The organism is Sulfuricella sp. T08 (assembly GCF_000971475.1).
Lineage (GTDB): Bacteria > Pseudomonadota > Gammaproteobacteria > Burkholderiales > Sulfuricellaceae > Sulfuricella.
Genome location: NZ_DF967557.1, coordinates 1 through 18,852, shown reverse-complemented (window position 1 = coordinate 18,852; position 18,852 = coordinate 1). Strand labels below are relative to the sequence as shown.

21 protein-coding genes are annotated in these 18,852 nt (G+C 56.8%); 11 read left to right on the top strand and 10 right to left on the bottom strand.

The window, feature by feature from the left end:
* Positions 1-53: 53 nt before the first annotated feature.
* Together SCT_RS14010 and SCT_RS14005 are read left to right on the top strand one after the other, a co-directional pair.
* Entirely contained in the window at positions 54-1,625 is a 1,572-nt protein-coding gene (locus SCT_RS14010; protein ID WP_059424167.1) for a peptide chain release factor 3, read from the top strand.
* Positions 1,626-1,808: 183 nt separating this feature from the next.
* The gene (locus tag SCT_RS14005; protein WP_059424165.1) at positions 1,809-2,270 is read left to right on the top strand and encodes a hypothetical protein; all 462 of its coding nucleotides are present in this window, start codon (positions 1,809-1,811) and stop codon (positions 2,268-2,270) included.
* Between the two features lie 27 nt (positions 2,271-2,297).
* On the opposite strand, the gene SCT_RS14000 is transcribed toward SCT_RS14005, so the two are convergent.
* The 6 genes from SCT_RS14000 to hslO form a co-directional block, all read right to left on the bottom strand.
* Positions 2,298-2,687: an RNA-binding S4 domain-containing protein gene (locus tag SCT_RS14000; protein WP_059424159.1), complete on the bottom strand. Its 390-nt coding sequence runs from the start codon at positions 2,685-2,687 to the stop codon at positions 2,298-2,300.
* A 7-nt stretch (positions 2,688-2,694) separates the two neighbouring features.
* Positions 2,695-3,948, bottom strand: coding sequence for an EAL and HDOD domain-containing protein (locus tag SCT_RS13995; protein ID WP_159107916.1), 1,254 nt, complete (start codon positions 3,946-3,948; stop codon positions 2,695-2,697).
* Between the two features lie 66 nt (positions 3,949-4,014).
* Positions 4,015-5,817: a bifunctional diguanylate cyclase/phosphodiesterase gene (locus SCT_RS13990; protein ID WP_082098371.1), complete on the bottom strand. Its 1,803-nt coding sequence runs from the start codon at positions 5,815-5,817 to the stop codon at positions 4,015-4,017.
* Position 5,818: 1 nt separating this feature from the next.
* Positions 5,819-5,944 carry an N-acetylmuramoyl-L-alanine amidase gene (locus SCT_RS17715; RefSeq protein WP_371257747.1) on the bottom strand — a complete coding sequence of 42 codons (126 nt, stop codon included), beginning with the start codon at positions 5,942-5,944 and terminating at the stop codon, positions 5,819-5,821.
* Positions 5,916-7,253: a hypothetical protein gene (locus tag SCT_RS17950; RefSeq protein WP_059424153.1), complete on the bottom strand. Its 1,338-nt coding sequence runs from the start codon at positions 7,251-7,253 to the stop codon at positions 5,916-5,918. The genes SCT_RS17715 and SCT_RS17950 overlap by 29 nt, the downstream gene beginning before the upstream one ends.
* Before the next feature lies 1 nt (position 7,254).
* Positions 7,255-8,133 (bottom strand): Hsp33 family molecular chaperone HslO, encoded by an 879-nt coding sequence (gene hslO, locus SCT_RS13980; protein WP_082098370.1) that lies wholly within the window; start codon positions 8,131-8,133, stop codon positions 7,255-7,257.
* 74 nt (positions 8,134-8,207) lie between these two features.
* Between hslO and SCT_RS13975 the strand changes: the two genes are divergently transcribed.
* Positions 8,208-8,408 (top strand): hypothetical protein, encoded by a 201-nt coding sequence (locus SCT_RS13975; RefSeq protein WP_088178671.1) that lies wholly within the window; start codon positions 8,208-8,210, stop codon positions 8,406-8,408.
* A gap of 4 nt (positions 8,409-8,412) precedes the next feature.
* Here SCT_RS13975 and SCT_RS13970 read toward each other — a convergent pair whose 3' ends face one another.
* Together SCT_RS13970 and SCT_RS13965 are read right to left on the bottom strand one after the other, a co-directional pair.
* A complete protein-coding gene (locus tag SCT_RS13970; RefSeq protein WP_059424147.1) occupies positions 8,413-8,868 on the bottom strand; it encodes a hypothetical protein in 456 nt (151 codons plus the stop codon).
* Positions 8,869-8,889: 21 nt separating this feature from the next.
* Entirely contained in the window at positions 8,890-9,117 is a 228-nt protein-coding gene (locus SCT_RS13965) for a hypothetical protein (RefSeq protein WP_059424146.1), read from the bottom strand.
* 150 nt (positions 9,118-9,267) lie between these two features.
* Here SCT_RS13965 and SCT_RS13960 point away from each other — a divergent pair, with 150 nt between their 5' ends.
* Positions 9,268-10,935: a tetratricopeptide repeat-containing response regulator gene (locus tag SCT_RS13960; RefSeq protein WP_059424145.1), complete on the top strand. Its 1,668-nt coding sequence runs from the start codon at positions 9,268-9,270 to the stop codon at positions 10,933-10,935.
* The gene (locus SCT_RS13955) at positions 10,932-11,663 is read left to right on the top strand and encodes a sensor histidine kinase KdpD (protein WP_059424143.1); all 732 of its coding nucleotides are present in this window, start codon (positions 10,932-10,934) and stop codon (positions 11,661-11,663) included. Before SCT_RS13960 ends, SCT_RS13955 begins: the two co-directional genes overlap by 4 nt.
* A gap of 78 nt (positions 11,664-11,741) precedes the next feature.
* Here the strand turns inward: SCT_RS13955 and gluQRS are convergent, their stop codons facing one another.
* On the bottom strand, positions 11,742-12,686 hold the full coding sequence (gene gluQRS / locus SCT_RS13950; RefSeq protein WP_082098369.1) for a tRNA glutamyl-Q(34) synthetase GluQRS: 945 nt from the start codon (positions 12,684-12,686) through the stop codon (positions 11,742-11,744).
* A 34-nt stretch (positions 12,687-12,720) separates the two neighbouring features.
* Between gluQRS and SCT_RS13945 the strand changes: the two genes are divergently transcribed.
* Genes SCT_RS13945 through SCT_RS13935 form a run of 3 tightly spaced genes read left to right on the top strand, consistent with a single transcriptional unit; the run spans position 12,721 to position 15,168 of the window.
* Positions 12,721-13,419, top strand: coding sequence for a pirin family protein (locus tag SCT_RS13945; protein ID WP_059424141.1), 699 nt, complete (start codon positions 12,721-12,723; stop codon positions 13,417-13,419).
* Positions 13,420-13,458: 39 nt separating this feature from the next.
* Positions 13,459-14,538, top strand: a complete 1,080-nt coding sequence (locus SCT_RS13940; RefSeq protein ID WP_059424139.1) for an alkene reductase — start codon at positions 13,459-13,461, stop codon at positions 14,536-14,538.
* Between the two features lie 18 nt (positions 14,539-14,556).
* Entirely contained in the window at positions 14,557-15,168 is a 612-nt protein-coding gene (locus SCT_RS13935) for a nitroreductase family protein (protein ID WP_059424138.1), read from the top strand.
* On the opposite strand, the gene arfB is transcribed toward SCT_RS13935, so the two are convergent.
* The gene (gene arfB, locus SCT_RS13930; protein ID WP_059424274.1) at positions 15,165-15,581 is read right to left on the bottom strand and encodes an alternative ribosome rescue aminoacyl-tRNA hydrolase ArfB; all 417 of its coding nucleotides are present in this window, start codon (positions 15,579-15,581) and stop codon (positions 15,165-15,167) included. The two genes, SCT_RS13935 and arfB, sit on opposite strands and share 4 nt — an antisense overlap.
* A 530-nt stretch (positions 15,582-16,111) precedes the next feature.
* Between arfB and SCT_RS13920 the strand changes: the two genes are divergently transcribed.
* From SCT_RS13920 to SCT_RS13905, 3 genes are all read left to right on the top strand, one after another.
* Positions 16,112-16,666 (top strand): DUF924 family protein, encoded by a 555-nt coding sequence (locus SCT_RS13920; RefSeq protein ID WP_059424134.1) that lies wholly within the window; start codon positions 16,112-16,114, stop codon positions 16,664-16,666.
* A gap of 321 nt (positions 16,667-16,987) precedes the next feature.
* Complete coding sequence (locus tag SCT_RS13915) at positions 16,988-17,533, top strand: hypothetical protein (protein ID WP_059424132.1); 546 nt, start codon at positions 16,988-16,990, stop codon at positions 17,531-17,533.
* Positions 17,534-18,332: 799 nt separating this feature from the next.
* Complete coding sequence (locus SCT_RS13905; RefSeq protein ID WP_059424127.1) at positions 18,333-18,728, top strand: hypothetical protein; 396 nt, start codon at positions 18,333-18,335, stop codon at positions 18,726-18,728.
* The last annotated feature ends 124 nt before the right edge of the window (positions 18,729-18,852 follow it).

The following is an 18,852-nucleotide window of genomic DNA, read 5'->3' as shown; positions in this document are numbered from 1 at the left end:
CCGATAAAACGCTATAATTCCGCCTCTTTTACTTTCCAAAACAGCCTGTTGCCATGACCCTGCAAGAAGAAATCCGCCGCCGCCGCACCTTCGCCATCATCTCCCATCCAGACGCTGGCAAAACCACGCTGACCGAAAAAATGCTCTGGTTCGGCGGCGCAATTCAGATGGCTGGCGCAGTGCGTGCACGAAAGTCTGACCGCCATGCGGTTTCGGACTGGATGGAACTGGAAAAGCAGCGCGGCATTTCGGTGACCTCGTCGGTAATGCAGTTCCCTTATCGCGACTGCATCGTCAACCTGCTCGACACCCCCGGCCACGAAGACTTTTCCGAGGATACCTACCGCACCCTGACGGCGGTAGATTCGGCGGTGATGGTGATCGACTCGGTGAATGGCGTCGAGGCCCAGACCATCAAGCTGCTCAACGTCTGCCGCCTGCGCGACACGCCCATTCTCACCTTCATCAACAAGCTGGATCGCGAAGGCAAGGAACCCATCGACCTGCTGGACGAAATCGAGTCGGTACTGCAAATCCAGTGCGCACCGATGACTTGGCCGATCGGCATGGGCAAGCGCTTCCGCGGCACCTACCACCTTTACAACGATGTCGTATCGGTGTTCGACCCGAATGCCGAGAAAGGCACTTCGGAAACCATCCAGGGCATAGACAATCCGCGCCTGGACGAGCTGATCGGCGACCAGGCCGACGAGCTGCGCATCGACATCGAGCTGGTGCGCGGCGCCTCCCACACCTTCGACCGCGAGGCCTATCTCGCCGGCAAGCAGACGCCGGTGTTCTTCGGCTCGGCAATGAACAACTTCGGCGTGCAATCCTTGCTGGACGCCATTGTCGAGCTCTCCCCCGCGCCCCTGCCACGCCCTGCGCAAAGTCGTGCAGTGGAACCCGACGAAGCCAAGTTCAGCGGCTTCGTGTTCAAGATCCAGGCCAACATGGATCCCAAGCACCGCGACCGCATCGCCTTCATCCGCATCTGCTCCGGGCGCTTCGACCGCGGCATGAAACTCAAGCAGGTGGCGAGCGGCAAACTGTTCACGGTGAGCAACGCCATCACCTTTATGGCGCAGGACCGTAATACCGCCGACGAGGCCTATGCCGGCGACATCATCGGCATCCCCAACCATGGCACGATCAAGCTGGGAGACACCTTCAGCGCAGGCGAGGACCTGAAATTCACCGGAATTCCTTCCTTTGCGCCGGAAATCTTCCGCCGTGCCCGGATCAGGAACCCGCTGAAGATGAAGCAATTGCAGAAGGGCTTGCATCAATTGGCGGAAGAAGGCGCTACCCAGCTGTTCCGGCCCATCGCCAGCAATGACCTGATACTGGGCGCGGTCGGCATGCTCCAGTTCGACGTGGTGGCGCACCGCCTGCAATTCGAATATGGGGTCGACGTGTTGTTCGAGCCTTACGATGTCGCCACCGCGCGCTGGCTGCGTGGCCCGGAAGCGGAGCTGAAGAAACTCGCCGACAAGCACGGCTTCAATGTCGCTCTGGATAACGCCGACGATTACGTCTACCTGGCACCGAACCGCGTCAACCTGAACCTGACCCAGGAACGGTTTCCCGAGATCAAATTCCTGGAAACGCGGGAGATTTTCTAGGCCAACTAATTCGCGCTTATGCTTGTGCGAGGTAAAGGCAGGGTGCGCCATGCGCACCATGCATAGCGAAATAGGAAGAAAGGACGCACCCTACAGCCGCCATATTTGCCATCTGGTCCCGGTGGAAACTTTTCCGGACATCATGCGCCTAATCATTTATTCCTCCCCGATAAAGGAATTGCCATGTTCAAGCGTATCCCTCCCTCCCTGTTCCTGCTTGTGCTGGTTTTCTCATTTCCCCAGCCAGGTTGGACTGTTGAAGCACCGAACGGTTTCCGCGACATTACCTGGGGAACACCGCTGTCAAAATTGACCGGCATGGTCGTAGCCGACGACTCCGGACAGGTGAAATACTACCGCCGGACGGGCGACTCACTAAGCCTCGGCAAGGCAGAATTGAAGCGGATTTCCTATGGCTTTTACAAAGACAAGTTCTATTCCGTGCTGATTGAATTCGAAAGCAAGGCAAATTTTGAAAAAGCCAAAACCCATCTTCTGACGACCTATGGAGATACCACCAAAATCGGTAGTGCTGGGACGAGCTATATGTGGGCAACCTCTGATGGAGCCTCAATTAGTCTCAAGTACAGCGAAACCACTCAGCAGGGCTATGTATTTTTCTTCAACCGGATCGTTGCCAAATAGCAGCAAACATGAAAAATCGCCCCGCCTCTAGCCCCCTGTAAAGCGGACGATATGCCGCCGGTCGCGCTTGGTGGGGCGACCCTGGCGTATCTCGCCATGAACGGCCTCCGCCTTCAACTGCGCCGCCAGCGCCTCGCGCGCAGAGCGGCTTTCTCCGGTTTCCTGGTAAAGCTTCGCCGCCTCGCTGGCCGGACCGCGGCGCGGGGAAAGTCCGCATACGACGACGATGAACTGGAACGGACCTATTCTGATTTCGAGCGTGTCGCCGATGCTGACGGCTTTCGCCGGCTTGACGCGCACCCCGTTGAGATGCGCCTTGCCGCCTTCGACCGCCTCCGCCGCCAGCGAGCGCGTCTTGAAAAAACGTGCCGCCCACAGCCACTTGTCGATGCGCAATTTCGTGCTGTCTTCGTTCATAGCAACCTCAGGCAGCTCCGCCGCTCAAGGCTTCCGCCCAGGAAATCGCTGCCAGGTGGGCGCCGTTAACATCTTCCGCCGTGAGTCCCAGTCTGGCAGCGACTTCGGTCATGCGCTGCGCGTCGCAATTCTCGCAGGCTTCAGCCAGCTCGAGAAACGGCCCATAAACGCCCTCGTGTTTCAGCAATGCCTGTGAAATCGACTCCGGGACATGCAGTTTCTCGACCACATGTTCCAGCGGTGTTTCCAGAATAATCCCGAGCATGGACAGCATGCCGACGATGAACAGGTTGTCCTGTTCCTGCCTGGGCAGTTTGGTCTTGCCCAACAGCTCGATGAACCGGCTGCGGGTCAGCACGGTCAGGGTCAATGCGGGTGGAATAACGCTGCTGCCCGCGGTGTAAAGCAGGAGCGCCACCCAGCGATAAAGCTGGCGGTAGCCGACCAGGGCAAGCGCCTGGGGGATGGCCGTCACCTTGCGCGACAGCCCCATCGCCGGAGAATTGATATAGCCCAGCAGTTTGACCATCAGCACGGGATCGCGCTTGAACACCGCCTCGATCTCCGCCGCCTCAGCGTTGCGTCCGATCAGGTTAAGCAACTCGGTCAGATTCATCTGGCCGGGATTGATGGCCTTTTCCGACACCGTTTCCGGACGGGCGAAATAATAACCCTGAAAACAATCGAAGCCGGCATCGTGACAGAACTTGAAATCACGCCCGGTCTCGACCTTTTTGGCAACCCGCCGGGCCGGAAACTTCTCCAGACGACCCAGCACCTCGAATAGCTGGGTTGCATCGTGCTCATTGACGTCGACCTTGAAAAAATCGGCCTTGCCAAGTAGCGCATCGTCTTCCTGAATCAGACCCGCATCGTCCAGTGCCAGACCAATGCGACGGGCACGCAACCCATCGCAAGCAGCAAGCAGCTCAGGGGTAATGGCTGCCTTGCCATAGATATCCAGCACGATGCCCCCATCCGGCAACAGCGCCAGAAAATCTGGGTCCAGCATCATGGCAATGTCAACGTTGATGAAGACCAGCTTGCCTTCCGGCAACCAGCCCGAATCGAGGTTGTTAAGCAAGCTGACCAGGATTTGTGCGCTGGCGCTCAGGCTATCTTCCGCCTTGGCGGCCATGGATTCTGCACTATCCTGACAAAACAGCTCATAGCCGATAATCTTGCGTTCCCGGTCGAGTACCGGCTGTCGGCCAATGTAAGTCTGGTTCCCCATGGTTACGCCATCCTCTCTTTGAGCCATTCCAGTTCCAGTGCCTGCAATGGGAGGTGAAATATCTTCAGGCATGAACCTGTTACAACAATACGACTATTGTTTTGCCAGAACAGGGCGCCCAAATAAATAGCCTTGTGCCCAGTCTATTTCCAGCTCACAGAGGATATCAGCGGTATCGGCATCTTCGACAAACTCGGCTATCGTAGTCAACTGCAGATCTTTTGCGATATCACTAATCCGTTTGACAATCTGTCTGATGCGTTTGTCTTTCACCTGTTTAATGAGGCTTCCTTCGATTTTTAGAAATGAAATCGGCAGGTCAGCCAGATACTGAAATGAGGAATAACCGCTACCAAAATCATCAATGGCCAACCGCATTCCAAAATCAATGAAAGGGGCAAGCTTGGCTTTGACTGCATTGGCATCACCGAGCAATTGTCTTTCTGTAATTTCCAGCACCAAAGGTTTGGTGGGACCCAAATCCACCCCGCACGATATGCAGGCTGCCTGAGCTTCGGCAAACAAACCCTGAATCAAATCCTGATGAAGCAAAAGGTCCGCCGAGATATTGACGAAATGTGCTAAATCTTGGCCACCGCTGGCAATATTAGCTGCACAGTGACTCATGGTTTGTTTAATGATCTGGTAATCGACCAAGTGTGTCAGCTGCAATTCCATTGCCGCCGAAATAAAGTCGGTAGCCGCAATTACGTTTCCGGATTCATCAATTAATCTGGCCAATGCTTCTTCAGCAACCGGCTTTCTGGTTTTCAGGTCTACAATCACCTGATATGCTGGCACCAGTCTGTTGGTTTCAATGGCCGTGTTAAGTTTAGCCGCGATGGAATAAACCTCGCGCTTGTCCCTGGCTTCCACCACACGATTTCGCCCGGATTTCTTTGCTTCATAAAGCGCGGCATCTGCTGCCTTCATCAGAAAATCCGGGGTATCACCGTCGCGGGGGTAACTGGCAATCCCGATACTTGCAGAAGTTTTGATTTTTTGGGTATTGAGCTGAATTGAGAATTCTTCGATTTCTTGCCTTAGCCGTTCAGCTATATTGAGTGCACCATTCTCATCAGTATCGGGCAGGAGGGCCAGAAATTCTTCGCCTCCCCACCTGCTCAACCAATCGCTTGTGCGTAGTGTTTGCGTTGCAACGTCACTGACTCCGAGCAGAATCTTATCGCCGATATCATGACCATAATTGTCATTGAGCATCTTGAACCGATCCAGATCGATCAGAAGCATACTAAAAGGTTTTGCCGATCTTTTTGCGCACGCATACTCACGGTTGATCACCTCTTGAAATGCCCTCCGATTAAGCAGGTTGGTCAAAGGATCAATCGAAACCATTGCTTCTAAAGAGACCTTCAACCGGGCCTGATCCAAGGACACCGTAGCCAACTGGGCAAAAGCAACGAAAGGCTCCATCCCGATCTGCTCAAAGTAATCCTGTGTATCAACAAAGATCACAATCAGCCCCCTGAAGGGCTGGTCCGGGTCACCAATCGGCAAGGTCAGCCCTTCCTGAAAACCATATCGAATCGCCTTTTCACGCCAGATACCAAAGCTTGAATCTGAATTGACTTGCACCAGAATAGGTTTATTTTTTGCCAGGGAACATCGGCCGGGGCCTTTCATCGCTTCCGGAGAAAGATCAACCACCAGACCACGGGTATATTCTGAAGCTCTTCCTACTGAATAAGAAGGTCTGATCGTTTCAGAATCTGGATTACCCAAGTACATCCATGCCAGGCAAACACGCTCAGATGCTGCCACGATCGCATCACAGGCCGCCCGCAATACTTCATCGGGCGTATTTCCCTGAGCCAGGCTTTTGGTTGCCATTAACAGGGCTTTATATATGGAGAGTTGCTCTTGGGAGGGTTCCATTTTAGTTACTCTTATTTGGCATACATAGGATTATGCCGGAAAGAATCGCATCGGCCATTTTTTCCTGATATGTGTCTTCGGTTTGCTTGCGTTCTTCTTCAGGATTGCTGATGAATGCAGCTTCCACCAAGGATGGAAATGACAAGCGCCTGCAACGTAGGGGACGATGCGTCTTCAGCCACGAACCTGACCCGCGCCACTGGCTTTGCTATCTCCACCACCGCGGCCAGATTGGCCGGTGTACCCAGCACCACCGCGTCGCACGGCACCTGATCAATGGATAGACGCAGCTCCTCCAGTTGCCCGGCGCTGTAGCCCAGGGCGGGCAGCACCGAACCCAGCTGTGGATATTTTTCATATACCTCGCGCAGTGAGCCGACGGCGTAGGGGCGCGGATCCACCAGATTCGCACCGAGGCGGCGCGCCGCCCAGGCTCCCACTGCCTCGGGCAGGCCGCCGTGCGTCACCGATGGCCCGTCCTCCACCACCAGCACATTCTTGCCGCGCACCAGTTCCGGCCGGTCCAGCGTCGCTTGCGAGGCCATCAACACCACCGGTGCGGCGGGGTTGAGCGCCTGCGCGGCCGCCCTGGCGCGCTCGACATCGGCCCCGGATGCGGCATTGACCTTGTTGATGACGATGATGTCCGCCGCGCGGACGTTGGCCTCGCCCGGAAAATACCCCGCCTCCTCTCCCGGCCGCAGCGGGTCGAGCACGGCAATGGTGAGATCGGGACGGTAGAAGGCCATGTCGTTGTTGCCGCCGTCCCACAGGATGATATCCGCCTCGGCCTCGGCACGCGCCAGCACCTGGCCGTAATCCACGCCGGCGAACACCACGCCGCCCTCGTCGACATGCTGCTGGTATTCCTCCATTTCCTCGACGGTGATGCCGGAGCGAACCACGTCCTCCGTCGTGGCATAGCGCTCGACCGCTTTGTCGAAGCGGCCATAGGGCATCGGGTGCCGCACCGCCACTGCCTTCCGGCCCGATGCGGCAAGCGCAGAACGCAGGTAGCGGGTGACAGTGCTCTTGCCCGCACCGGTGCGGGCCGCAACCACCGCGATCACCGGCTTGCTGGCCTTGAGCATGGTGTCGTTGGGCCCGAGCAGGTGAAACGAGGCGCCACAGGAGAAGGCCAGCGCAGCAAGGTGCATCACCTGTTCGTGGCGCACGTCGCTATAGGCGAAAAACACGTCCTGCACGCCAAAACGGTGGATCAGGCCGGGCAGTTCGCTTTCCGGGAAAATCGGGATGCCGGCAGGATAGCGCGGCCCCGCCAAGGTAGCAGGGTAGGTGCGATGCTCGATGTAGGGAATCTGGGTGGCGGTGAAGGCGACCACCTCGTAACCGGCATGGTCGCGGAAAAACACGTTGAAATTATGGAAGTCGCGCCCTGCCGCACCGAGAATCACGGCTTTCCGGGTGGCGGTCATGTCAATGCCGGGTGTGGCCAACCGGTTCAACGATATCACTGGCGAATACCTGCTCCGCATCCACTGCGTCGAACACGTAATGGTGGTTGCAGAACTCACAGTCGGCTTCGATGTAGCCGATTTCATCCAGCAGGGAGCGGACCTCATCGTAGCCCAGCATGCGCAAGGTATTGGCAACCCGCTCGCGCGAGCAGGTGCAACCGAAATGCACGGGCGTGCTGTCGAACAGGCGGATGTCTTCCTCATGGTACAGGCGGTGGATGATCTCGCGTGCTGGCAAATCCAGCAGTTCCCGGGACTTGATGGTAGCGCCGAAATGCACGGCGCGGTTCCAGGCATCCGTATCGGCCTCAGGACCGTCGGGCATTTTCTGCAACAGCATGCCCGCCGCGCCGTGGTTGTCGGAAGCAAGCCAGATCCGCGTATCGAGCTGCTCGGAGCGCCGCATGTAGTTTTCCAGCACGGCCGCCACGCTGCCGCCTTCCAGGTCGACAATGCCCTGATAAGTCTGCCGGCCCTTCTTCGGATCGATGGTGATCACGAACCGCCCTTCACCCACCAGTTCGGGCAGGGCCGCTCCTTCGGCCAGATCGCCATCCCAGTGAGCCATAGCACGCATCGTCAGGTCGGCGCCGCATTCCACGACCAGCAGCCTGACCGGCCCGCCTCCCTGAATTTGCATGATCAGCGAACCCGAAAATTTTAGTGTGGCGGAAAGCAGCGCTGCGGCCGCCATCAGCTCGCCGAGCACGGTGCGCAACGCCAGCGGGTAATCGCGCCGATCCAGCACGGCCTTCCAGGTCGCATCCAGATGAACGATCTCTCCGCGCACCGCAGCGTGCTCGAACATAAAACGTTGCAGGCTATCAGATTGCTTCAAACTATTCCTCGTGGCAAAAATGCATTTGCATTAAAATCGTGTCATTGTACAGCTTTGACCTCAACGTCTTGAATATGGACCAATCCAGAATCGCCCATTGCATCGAAGTTCTGTGCCAGAAAGGCTGCAAGGAGGTTTCCCTGGTTATTCTCACCCTGGAGCGGGGCGACCTCATGACAGAGGTGCAGGAGCTCAACGAGGACGAACGCCAGGCTGTTTTGAATGAGCTCAAGTCCATCATGGCCGTCTATCAGGAAGACGGCACCTGCTGGTGAGCGTTTATTTCGGCCCGGACCTGCGCCTGAACTCAAATCCGGCTATGCCTCTGACAATCTCGCTGTAGGGCAGATCCTGCAGGCCTCCGAACCGCTCCTGCGCCTCCAGCACCAAGCCACGGATATCCTCCACCCGTGCCTCCCCGGTATATTCAGGCTGCAGCGCGGCCTGCAGACCCAGCAGTCCGCCGCATTGCACCTTCACATACTTGGCATGGGGCAGCACCGCATCGGCATGGGTCAGCTTGAGCGCGAACGCCGCATTGTGCCGCAGCATCCCGACCAACAATGAGCAATCCCCCTGCGCCAGGGCATCGCGGCAGTTGACGGTATCCCGCTCCGCGATATTGATACGCGTGGCTTCACGGCATGCATACCGGCAAATCAGGATCGCCTTTTCGAACGGACAGGCGAGCGGATTGGTCGCCCGATAGGCATCCTGAAAAGCTCGCTCGTCCATTACGTCGGATCCGTCGATTATTTAATAATCTTCGCCGGTCATCGGTTCCGGCTCACGCACCTGGTTCAGCAGGTCTTCGGCTTGCAGCTCGTTCTCGGCAAAAATCACCTTGACGGTGTAGTTATCGCCCGCCGACATGCCGGTGCGCACCGTTTTGGCAAACGCACTGGCTTCCTTGAAATTGGGGAAGGAATCGATTTTCTCCAGTTGTTTGAAGGGCGGAGTGATTTTATAAACGAAATAGGGCATGTGAAGCTCCTGACAGTTTCTTGAGTAATAAATGAATTATAACGGGCTTGGGGCCGCAGGCAAGCCGATACGCTTCCTTGTGTTATCTATGCTGCGTGGTAAGATTTCCCTATTATTACAAATAGGGCCGCAAAGACGCCAAATCAAGCCATGAACGCGGAAAATTTCCAAGCCAAGGCATCCAGAGCGGGTAGCGAGCCCACCAACTTTCAGGAAAAGACTTTTCTGGTCATCGACGACGTCGTCAGCATGCGCGCATCCCTGCGCAACACTATCAGCACTCTGGGCGGCACGCGCATCGACATGGCTGGGAATGGCATCGAGGCCATCAACCGCCTGGAACAGCGCACTTATGACATCATCCTGTGCGACTATGATCTGGGTGGCGGCAAAGATGGCCAACAGCTGCTGGAGGAAATCAAGCGCCGCAAACTGGTAAAAAACTCCACTATTTTCATGATGGTCACTGCTGAACGCAGCTACGAGAAAGTCGTCAGCGCCGCCGAACTGGCGCCCGACGACTACCTGATCAAGCCCTTCGCCGGCGAAGTCCTGCGCCTGCGGCTGGAAAACCTGTCACAGAAAAAAGCCTATTTCTCACCGGTGTTCGCCCTCATGGACGCACAGGATTACCGCCGCGCGATCCAGGTCTGCGACGAATTGCTGAATTCCCCCAGCCAGTACAAGATCGACCTGATACGGCTGAAGGCTGAAATCTGCCTGCTACTGGGCGACTACGGCACCGCTGGTGAACTGTACGAGCAAATCCTGGCGATAAGAGAGATTCCCTGGGCGCGCATGGGTCTCGCCAAGTCCATGTACCACCAAAACAATTTCGGCAATGCGGTGGAAACCTTCAAGAAGGTCACGGAAAGCACCCCGAATTACATGGAAGCCTACGACTGGCTGGCAAAATCCTATTCCGCTGCCGGCGATGAGCAGGCGGCGCAACGCACGCTGATGGCGGCGGCGGAAAAGTCGCCGCGCATGTTGCAGCGGCGCAAGACGCTGGGTGAAGTCGCCTACCGCAACGACGACCTTGAAACAGCGCAAGACTCCTATGAGGCGGTGCTCGAATTCGGCAAGAACTCCGCCCTCACCTCGCCGGAAGACTACGCCAACCTGAGCCGGGTATTCATCGACCAGGGCAAGTGCGACCAGGCCATGACGTTGATGAAGGATGCCCGCAAGACCTTTAAAAACTCGCCGGAGTCCCTGATGCACGGCGCCGTCATGGACAGCCTGGCCCACCAGAAATCGGGCAACACTGAAGCGGCTGAAGCGGCGCTGAAACAGGCACTGGAGCACTTCGAAGCCTGCGACAACAGGCAGGGCAGCGTATCCCTGGATATCGCCCGTTCCTGCTTCCAGCTCGGGGACGAGGAAACCGGCAAGAAGGTCATCCAGGATTTCATCCAGAACAATCATGACGACAAGAAAATTCACCTCCATGCCGAAGACATGTTCAGAAAAATCGGCATGCACGACAAGGGCAAGGAAATCATCACCAATTCCTCGCGCGAAGTGATCGCCCTCAACAACCAGGCTGTCCGGATGGCTCAGGCGGGCGACCTGAGAGGCTCCGTGGAACTATTGATGCAGGCAGTGACGAAATATCAGGGAAACACGGTCATCGTGCTCAACGCCGTCCATGCCATCCTGGCTTATATGCAGACGCATGGCTGGGACGAGGAATTGGGAAAATCGGCGAAAGAATACCTGACCACAGTAAGGAACCAGGATCCCGATAACCGGAAATACCTGATGCTTGCAGATCTGTACAAGGAAACCGCAAAGCATCACGGACTCCTGACATGACCTCCCCGGAAGGAAAACGCCAGCTGGCTGCTCAAGAGGAACTCGATGCCATCGATTTTGCCGCCCTGTTCGCAGCGCAAATCCACGACCTCAAGAACCTCCTGTTCCTGCTGCTCAATTCCCTTGATGAGACCCTGAACAACTGCCGCACCTGTTCCGGGACTAACGACGAAGGCCCGCCCAATCTGGCGCTGCTGAAATACAACGGTCAGCTGATCAACGACAAGCTGATCCAGATGCTTTCCCTGTTCCGCATCGCAGAAGGACCGTATGTGATCGACATCGCCTACCGGCCGGTGGAAGAGCTGATCGAAGAAGTCGTCGCCGAAGCCAAACCGCTGCTCGGCGCCCGATCCATCGCTATCAGCAGCGATGTCGAAACGGGGCTGTGCTGGTTCTTCGACCGCGACCTCGCCACCGGCGTGCTCAACAACGCCATCCACAACGCACTCCACTGCGCCAAATCGGAAATCCGGCTCAGTGTCACTGTAGAAAACAGCTTCCTCGCGATTCACGTGGAAGATGACGGCGACGGCTTCCCGCAGGAAATCCTGGAAAACGGCGGGAGCATGAAAAACCTCGACCTCTCCGGCGGCAAGACCGGCCTCGGTCTGTATTTCTCCGCGGTCTGCGCTCGACTGCATACCAACAAGGACAAGACCGGGCACATCGAACTGAGTAACGGTGGCAGTTTGGGGGGTGCGGTGTTTACGCTGTGGCTACCTTAGGAATAGTGTTGCCCAATAATGCAGGCAAACCCCCGCACGAGCTTTTCCTCTGCGAACCCTTGCGGCTATTCAAGCACTTTATATCCCGGATAGCTGCCTCGACCTGACCGCTGGCAGATGGTCCGCCCGCCAGTGAGCGATCGCCCACTGCCAGAAATCATCCAGATCGACGTTCTTCAGTTCCTCCGGCGGTGCCTGGTTGAGAAACGCCAGCACCTCGCACAATTGCGCCACCGTGTTAGCCAAGTTCACCGCCGGCGCGAGGGTCTGCTTGCTGAGCTTTTCGCCACGCTCATTCACTGCAACTGGCAGGTGCAGGTAAGCCGGAGTTGGCAGGCTCAATAATTCTTGCAGGTAGATCTGGCGCGGGGTGGAATCGAGCAGATCGGCACCGCGCACGACGTGAGTGATCGCTTGCTCGGCATCGTCCACCACCACTGCGAGCTGATAGGCGAACAGGCCATCGGCACGGCGGACGACGAAGTCACCTACCTGCGTTTCCAGGTTCTGGCTGATGCGCCCCTGCAACGCATCGTCGAAGCCGACCGGCCTGGAGTCAGTGTGCACTCGCATCGCACGCGGGGTTCGACCTTCCGGCAAGCCGGCCCGGCATATGCCGGGGTAAACCGGGCCATCGATGCCGCTGACGACTGAATCGGCGATCTCCTTGCGAGTGCAGGCACAGGGGTAAACCGCTCCGAGTTTTTCCATCTCGGCGAGGGCGGCGCGGTAAGCCTCGTTGCGGGCACTCTGGACCATCATCTCCCCGTCCCAGTGCAAGCCGAAGATGTCGAGCGTGCGCAGGATGTCGTCCGCCGCGCCGGGCACGGTGCGAGGCCGATCCAGGTCCTCCATCCGCACCAGCCACTCGCCACCGCGGCTGCGCGCTTCCAGAAAGCTGCCGACCGCCGCCACCAGCGAGCCGAAATGCAGCGGACCGGTCGGAGAAGGCGCAAAGCGGCCGCGGTAACGAGTAGGGGGTTTATCTTCTGGCATCTTGAAAATCGTGGGGTTCAGTCCCATTTCAGATCATAACAAATAACAATTGGAGGAGACCATGATCATTATCCGCAAAGCCCAGGAACGCGGCCATGCCGACCACGGCTGGCTGAACACCTGGCATACATTCTCCTTCGCCGACTACTACGACCCAGAGCAGATGGGCTACTCCAGCCTGCGCGTCATCAACGACGACAGGGTGGCGGGGGGCGGCGGCTTCCCCACCCATCCCCACCGCGACATGGAAATCGTGACTTATGTCCTGTCTGGCGCGCTGGAGCACAAGGACAGCATGGGCAACGGCACGGTGATCCGCCCCGGCGAGGTGCAGCGCATGAGTGCAGGCACCGGCATCCGCCACAGCGAATTCAATGCTTCGCCCAGCGAGGAGGTGCACCTGCTGCAGATCTGGATCATGCCGGACCGTAGCGGCCTGACCCCGAGCTACGAGCAGAAATTCTTCGACGACGCCAAAAAGCTCGGCAAACTGCGCCTGGTCGCCTCACCAGATGGCAGTGACGGTTCGGTCACCATCCACCAGGATGCGAAGCTGTATGCCAGCCTGATCGACCCCGGGCACCCGGCCGAGCATGCCCTGCTGCCGGGCCGGCGCGCCTATCTCCACGTCGCGCGCGGCTCGGCCAGCCTCAACGGCGAGGTGCTGGAGGCGGGTGACGGAGCGCGCATCGAGAGTGAAAGCAAAATTCGTCTAGAATCTAATAGTTCGGCAGAAATTTTGCTATTCGATCTGGCCTGACCATAAACTCAATCAAGGGCGCTTAGCCAAGGAATAAACATGACCACCGATCTTTTCACGCCGCTGCAAATGGGCCCCTATATCCTGACCAACCGCATCGTCATGGCGCCGCTGACCCGGAACCGGGCAGGCGCCGGCAATGTACCCCAGCCGATGAGCGTGGAATACTACCGCCAGCGCGCCTCGGCCGGCCTGATCATCACCGAGGGTTCGCAGATTTCGCCTGCCGCTGTCGGCTATCCGGCCACGCCCGGCATCCACAGTCCAGAGCAAATCGCCGGCTGGAAGCGGGTAACCGACGCGGTGCATGGCCGCGGCGGGCGCATCTTCCTGCAACTGTGGCACTGCGGCCGGATTTCCCACCCCTCGCTGCTGGACACCGGAACGCTGCCGGTCGCTCCCTCCGCCATCAAGCCGGAAGGACAGGCTTTCACCTACCGGGGATTACAACCCTTCGTCACGCCGCGCGCCCTGGAAACATCCGAGCTGCCCGGCATCGTCGAGGACTACCGCAAGGCGGCGCAGAACACGCTGGAGGCCGGCTTCGACGGCGTCGAAATCCACGCGGCCAATGGCTACCTGCTCGACCAGTTCCTGCGCGACGGCTCCAACCAGCGCACCGACGCCTACGGCGGCTCGCTGGAAAACCGCTGCCGCCTGCTGCTGGAAGTCACCCGGGCCGTCGCCGATGTTTGGGGGGCAAACCGCGTCGGCGTACGGCTTTCCCCACTCAACCCGTTCAACGACATGCACGACTCCAACCCGCAGAAAACCTTCGAGTTCGCGGCAACGGCGCTGAGCCCCTTCGGCCTGGCCTACCTGCATGGCATGGAAGGCACCATCGGCGAGAGCAAACATGCCCCACAGGAATTCGACTTCACGCCCTTCCGGCGCTGCTTCAAGGGCACCTATATCGCCAACGGCGGCTACGACAAGGCGCTCGCCGAGGAAGCCCTGACCACGGGCTATGCCGACCTGGTGGCCTTCGGCGCATTGTTCATCGCCAACCCGGATTTGCCGGAACGCTTCGCCAAGAATGCCGCACTCAACGAGCCCGACCCAAACACCTTCTACGGCGGTGACGAAAAAGGCTATACCGACTATCCGTTTTTCTCTTAAAAACATCAAGGAACAGAAATGCAGACAAAGACCGCCTCAACCCAGGTTGACGTTCACGACATCATCGCCAAGCGCTGGAGCTGCCGCGCCTTCGACACAACCAAAAAAGTCAGCCGGGAACAGATCGTTTCATTGCTGGAAGCCGCGCGCTGGTCACCCTCCTGCTTCGGCGACGAGCCGTGGCGCTTCATCGTCTGGGATAGGAACGCGGATGCAGCAGCCTGGCAAAAAGCCTTCGACTGCCTGGGAGAATGGAACCAGAACTGGGTGAAAAATGCCCCAGTGTTGATACTGACCACTGCCAACAGCCTGTTCCGACGAGATGGCAGCCCTAACCGCTGGGGCCAGTACGACACCGGTGCTGCCGCCGAGAATTTGTGCCTGCAAGCCGTGGCCTCGGGGCTGATGGCGCACCAGATGGGCGGCTTCGATGTGGAAAAAACACGCAGCGCTTTCAGCATTCCCAAAGAATTCGCTCTGATGGCGATGATCGCGGTGGGCTACCAGGGCGAGCCGGAAGTACTTAACGACAATGAGGAACTGAAGGAACTGGAACTGGCTGCTCGCGCTAGAACCCCACTGGGCGTACACTTTTTCGAGGGCGCCTGGGGCGTACCAGTAAAGGGCTAGTCCGCGACTTTTCCCCTCGCCTGCTTGGTCTCGCTACGCTGCCGTTTGGTTTCCAGCCTGCGTTTTTTCGATGCCTTGGTCGGCTTGGTGGCAATGCGCGGCTTGGGCTTCTCGGTGGCGTGACGGATCAGCTCCACCAGACGAGCGATTGCATCCTGCCGGTTACGCTCCTGGGTGCGATGGCGCTTGGCCTCGATCAGCAGCTCGCCCTCGTTGGTCAGGCGGTTGCCCGCCAGCTTCATCAGACGGGTCCGAACATCCTCGGGTAGCGAAGGAGAACGGGCTACATCAAAGCGCAGCTGCACGGCAGTCGACACCTTGTTGACGTTCTGCCCGCCCGGCCCGGAAGCGCGGATGAACTGCAGTTCGATTTCGTTCTCGTCGATGGCGAGTTGTGAAGTAATCCGTATCATGCTGCCCATGGTAGCAACCAGCTGCTTGCCGGGAAAGAAATAAACGCGTCAAACCCAAACGACATAGGATTATTTTGCGCACGGGTTGTTCTGGTTTGTCGAATAAAACCGTATTCAGCGACCTGCTGAATACATGTGGATGTTGGTCTAATGGGCGGATTTATGGTGCCTAATTTCAAATCAGGGAGGATGTATGCGAAATTTATCGGTCGCGTTTCTATTGTCGATTGCCGCACATGCGGTGAGTGCAGCAGATGAGGTTGGACGATACCAGGCCATACCGCTCCCCAGGTCCAACAATGACATATCACAGTCAGTCGTCATCATCGACACGAAAGAGGGCTATCTCTGGGAGTGGGTTTCAACACCCCCAGTTGGCCGGATTCCCGATGGATACTATCTCCGATACCAAGGCCGAGTCAGGCCAGGCAAAGCCATCGGGGAAGTCGTTGATCAGAAACAATTCACTTCGCCGCTAAAATGAGAACACAAGCGACCGGGAAACAACCGGGGCAAATAGGGCAGGAAAAATGTCAGCACGGATAACTCCACAAAACATTCTCGACTTCTGGTACTCGAAAGAGATGCAAGGCCGCTGGTTTTCATCAACGCCGGCGCTGGATGAGGATATCCGCAGCCGATTCGAGGCACTGTGGCGCGAGGCCGCCGCAGGGGAACTCGACGGATGGAAAGAGACGCCAGAGGGCTGCCTGGCCTTAGCCATCGTGCTCGACCAGTTCCCGCTAAACATGTTTCGCGGCAAGGCGGAGAGCTTCAGCACCGAGCAACAGGCGGTCGAAATCGCCAAACACGCTATCGACGAAGGCTACAACCAGCGCTTGCCGGCAGAGCGCCTGGCCTTTCTGTACATGCCGTTGATGCACAGCGAGAACCTTGCCGACCAGGATCTTTCAGTCAGGCTGTTCGAAGCGGCGAAACTTGAAAGCAACCTGCGTTTTGCGCAACATCATCGGGAACTGATCCGGAAATACGGCCGCTTCCCTCACCGCAACAGCGTACTTGGGCGGCAAAGCACACCCGAGGAAATCGAGTATCTGGCTTCGAAGGAAGCGTTTCTGGGGTAGCACAGCTATCTAGACTTGGCACCTGAGCTTGTTGCAACTTCCGACGACCCTTTAAGAGACCGTTACCGCCTTGTCGTCAAGGGTCCGTAAAGCACACAAGAACGGTCATACAGTTTGATAAGTATCGTTCCTTGTGATGGTTAATCTCCTACGGTAAGCACGGGCGTTATTGATTTGCAGTATTATTGTTACATATGCGGCAGACATCCTAATGGCAACCACAATGAATCCACAACTTATCAAAAATCAGCACGCTTCATTATTATCAATAGTACTGACCGGTGGATCCGTCTAATAACTAGCCCTCAAGGAAACACCTCTATGACTGCGAAGGATATAGCAAGCAAGATTGGAATAGGTATCTTCGTAGTCGCCTTCTTATTTTTGGGCTTGAAGGGTTGTGTAGTAACTATCTGGAGTTCCCCGAAAACGCCGGAAATATACTCGATTCAAGGTCAGGATGGCCGAGTCATGTCAATGATCTTCCTTCCGAAGCACGAAACGATGATATGGCATTTTGACCAAGCAAATGAATCGGCTGAGGGCGTTTTAACGAAAATGCGCGGTTCCTACGGTACTCACTATTTCTGGAGGCTATGGCATGTCGAGGGGCCGGGCATAACGTTTGGGTATCGAATCTATCCTCCTGACGCAGAGCCTGTACATATGGAAATTACCGTTCTGGAGAGATTTATGAGTGGTAGAGGAAATCCGGGATTTCCAGAAAAAGGAGATCGAACACATCAGGTGTTGTTGTTTGGAAAAGACGTAGTGAAATTTCAAAGCATGTGGTTACGGAGAGAATCAAACGATCCAGAAATGGTTCAGGCTCTCTTGGCCAAGCTTGGTGGTAGTAAGGAGAAATAGATGAACCAAGGTCTAACAAGGCGCTACACCAGACCGCTCACCGCTACGCGGTTCGCATCAGGTGAGCTTGGTCGTTAGGGCGCACTCGCAATGCAACTTGACCTCGTTCTTGATCGCTTGCTGCAAGTTGGGCGAACCGAAGCGTTTGCTGACATTGCCCAACTGCCGGAGCTCTGTCCAAACATGGCCGTCGTTCAGCTCTTGGATCGGTGCCGTGACGAGTTAGTGCCATACGTTGAAGGACTCGCTGCGAATGATCGCATCGCGCTCATCAAGTCCGTCGCCGTTCTTGAGCATCAGGTCGGCGGTCGTGGAAGCGTCACTCACCTGAAGCGTCTTTTGGCGCTTGTCTCCGACTCGGAGCGAAGCCTTCTTGATTGGATTCTTCGAAACACAACGAGCTATTGGTATTACGCACACGGAGCCCGCTCCGTCGAAGAGTATGACCTCTCGAAGACTCAGATAGACAGGCGAACTGCTGAACGAGTCCAACGAGACTACGAGCGCCAGTTGCAAGATAGGGAGCGCGTCGCCACAGCAGCCACAGCCAAGCTGTACAACGCCGTTCGTCGCGGTGACATCAAGGCAGTGCAGGCGTTACTCAGCAAAGGCGCTGACGCGGGGTCTCTGACGCCAGAGGGAGCATCTCTCCTCTCGTTCGCAGAATCGCGAGGGCATGCCGCAGTCGCTACCGAACTCCGTAACGCACTTGGTGGCCGAAATGCGCCTTAACCTCTTATTCCACTGGACCTGCGCGAAAAACCGCGCAGGGCGATGAATTCAAAAGTTAGAGCCCAACATGATGCATCCTTACTTGAACGATGCCCTCAGATTATTCGAACAGTCTGAAGGCAAAACAGACCCCTCACGAAAGTTTATCGCACTAGAAGAGGCGCTTGAGCTTGTTGATCTAGTTCTTGAAGATTCGAGCCTTCCGCAACCTGACAGAGAGCTAGCAGAAAACTTGCGCCATTCCAATATCCGGAGGTTACTTAGTCAGCTCGTTGGTATGCGCGGTATTCAGTTCGGTGACTGGTTCAACTATATTGACCTGCTGCTCATGCGGCGTGAACACGAAGTCAAGACCATACTTGACGAAGACTCATCGTTGAAAGAGGGTTACCAAGCTTTTGTAGCCATCTGGAAGGGTGAACTTCTGGAGGCGCTTGAGCATGCACAAAAGAAAGGGCTCTAACATGGCGTCAAGAGGGACGCTTAGCGGCAGGAGGGTGTAAGAATTTTTGTGTAAACGGTCATTTGGCAGGAAACTGCCGTATTGCAAGGAGCGATAATGACCGTACCAAAAGCATTACCCCACG